At 46.9% G+C, this 2,685-nt stretch carries 2 protein-coding genes and 1 pseudogene; 2 read left to right on the top strand and 1 reads right to left on the bottom strand.

The features are described 5' to 3' along the window. A pseudogene (locus AAER43_RS25875) lies at positions 1–211 on the top strand (hypothetical protein); the annotation flags it as partial. 22 nt (positions 212–233) lie between these two features. Here AAER43_RS25875 and mobV read toward each other — a convergent pair. Next, a complete protein-coding gene (mobV, locus tag AAER43_RS25870) occupies positions 234–1,241 on the bottom strand; it encodes a MobV family relaxase (protein WP_214456340.1) in 1,008 nt (335 codons plus the stop codon). Positions 1,242–1,443: 202 nt separating this feature from the next. On the opposite strand from mobV, the gene AAER43_RS25865 reads away from it, so the two are divergent. Further along, positions 1,444–2,049 (top strand): hypothetical protein, encoded by a 606-nt coding sequence (locus tag AAER43_RS25865; RefSeq protein WP_047359292.1) that lies wholly within the window; start codon positions 1,444–1,446, stop codon positions 2,047–2,049. The last annotated feature ends 636 nt before the right edge of the window (positions 2,050–2,685 follow it).

Raw genomic sequence — 2,685 nt, 5'->3', positions numbered from 1 at the left:
GGATATTGCGGAAGCGCTGACTATGCAAAAAACAAATGTCAGTCGTGCGGTAAAAAACCTGATTGATTTCGGGATCATACTGGAAGGTCCTAAGATAGGACGGAGCAAAACTTATCGCTTGAATCCCCAGTTCGGTTGGAAAGGTACTGTCAGCAACCACAAAAAAGCACTAAAAAACGGCCTCAGCGTTATACAGGGCGGTAGAAGCTGATCTCTGGAATGTCGCATCAAAACTAACGACTCATGCCACGCGATCGCGTCTGTCGCTGTTTTTCACGTTCAATACGCTGCTGTTTTTCCTTTTCCTGGTTTTGCTGCTTAAACCGCTGAGCCATCATCAGGATTTCGGTCATCTGCTCTCTGGAAAGGCCCTTAAAAGGCTCTGTAACGCTCTGTAGGCGTTTCTGCTGCGAGTCCATAGTCTTCTGTAGCTCGCGCACTCTTTTTGCATTCTGCGCGCTCTGAGAGGCCATGGCGATGGTTCCTGCAAGGCCATCGTTCACTGCGTGACTTAGACGTTTGGCTATGGCTGCCTGATCTTCCACGTCTTTGGTGAAAATTCCTTTCCGCAATACGCGCGGCTCCAGCGCATCTGGCGAGATTGATACCTGGCTACGGGTGCCACGGTTTATCGATTGGTAGTAGTGCTGAACTGTCTGATGCGTGGCACGGCTTCCCTCGATGCCGCGCTCAAGACCCAATTTTTTTACTGATTCAGCGTAGGTGCTCTGATCGTCACGCATCTTTGACCGCCCGCCAATAAACTCTTTCGCGGACAGCCGTCCATCCTGCGTCAATGGCACCACGAACGCTGACAAATGCGGGGTGGCCTCGTCCCGGTGAACTACCGCAGCCACAACACGATCCTTCCCGTATTTCTTCTCCAGCCACTGCTCAGAATGGGCGAAAAACTCCGCCTGCTGCCGCGGTGTCGCTTCTTTCCACCACTCAGGGCTTGCCGTCATAACGTACTCAACAGCCAGTACCGCATCTTTACGGCGTTTTTCCGGCAACAGCTCCCGCAGCTTTCCCATCGCCTCATCTGCCGACTGAGACACAGAGCAGTAGTTTTCTGGTGTCCGTTCAGCGTCAGCATTCGGCGTCTCACGCTCCCTGTAGCAGTGCTGCAAAGCGCTGGCCACACTGCCCATTCCCGTCAGCTTTTTGCAGCGCATTATCGCGTAATTCGCCATGCTTACCCCCTCGTTCTGGCGTACATCCAGCCAGTCGGGGGATCGCATTGCGATGCCTCCGGCGGGCCACTATCAGGATGATAGTGTACTCACTAGACTTTGCTACGCAAAATCGTTCGTTAAATTCAACTTAATAAAAAATATATGACATAAAGTCATTGCTTAAATCAAAGATGTGATCAATGCTTCTGTTTCAATGTAGTGATTCACTATCATTGATTAGTACATTAACTCTGGTGAGGAAAGTAAGATGTCATTCATAAAATCGCTAAACAAAAAAAATCAAACAGACCAAATAGAAGTGACGATTAACGTTAGGTTAACCCAAGAAGAGGACCATTTACTGACATTAGCAACCCAGCAATCTGGTTATAAAAGGAACGAGCTATTCTACCTCCTAGCAAAGGAATACATCTTTGATGATGAAAGCTTAAAGGAAATGGCTGAGGAGCCTGGCGCTGAGTTTTCAGAAGGCTTATACCAAAATTGTTATGTGGTTAACACTAACAGAGTTCATCATGAAGAAGATGATAAGTTCATGATTTCAGAGGGCGTAGCGGCAACATTTGAAGATGGTTATAAGGAAAAAATGGAGCAGGTTAAAAAAGGAGATTTAGTCTTTCTTTATCGCTCCGGCGAAGGAATTGTTGCACATGGTATCGCCAGTGGTGATGTTTTAAAGAAAGATCATAATGGCGTGCCAGACAAGACCTACTACCAGAAGCTATCAGGCTTTGTTAGGTACGAAAAACCACTAACCGCGTCTGAGATCCAGAGAATACTGGGGAGAAACGTTGTGTTTATGCACACGCTATTTAGCATTAGAGATGGCTATAAACTGCTTAAAAAAGATTAAACCCAGTCTACAGGTGGTTGGCATCACTTTGTGACACCAACCACACTTCCGGAAGTGTTTTTTACAGTGCATCGTCAAGGGTAAATGAACTCGCTACGCTCGCCCTTGACGAAATAAAGCTCCGAATATCGTTTTAAAAAATCAAGAACCGCTCGCCGCAGACTCATGACCGAACGTAGTGAGCGAATGAGCGAGGAAGCGGAATTTCCACGTCACTTACATAGGAACCCTAACACTCAGAACAGGCATAAAAGCACCTGATTTTGCCGATGTGTGATTGTGGAGAGTAATAAGATACAGAAGGGGATGGCTGGGAAGCCGCGCCACAAGCGGAAAGTTTTTGACAATAGTTATCTCTAGAGATAACTTAGTTATCTTGAGAGATAACTATTTTTTCCTGAATGGAGATTTTTAGATGCGGAGAATCACGCAGGTAGACCAAACTACAGGGGAGGAATTAGGTGGTTTTGTAGCAGTGATTCGTCCTAAACAAAAGTCATCATTCCAGAGGCACTTTACTATGAACCAAGCCGCGCTAATTACCATTGCCAATGAGCTAAACCATGACCAGATGCGTGTGCTGATGGCCTTGCTCGCAGAACTGGATTACGAGAACTACATCCAAGTTGCGCAGAT

The sequence above is a fragment of the Enterobacter sp. FUJ80071 genome (assembly GCF_038739915.1).
In the GTDB taxonomy this organism is placed as follows: domain Bacteria; phylum Pseudomonadota; class Gammaproteobacteria; order Enterobacterales; family Enterobacteriaceae; genus Enterobacter; species Enterobacter kobei.
Note: the sequence above shows the minus strand (reverse complement) of the source record. Positions and strands in the feature narration are given on the sequence as shown.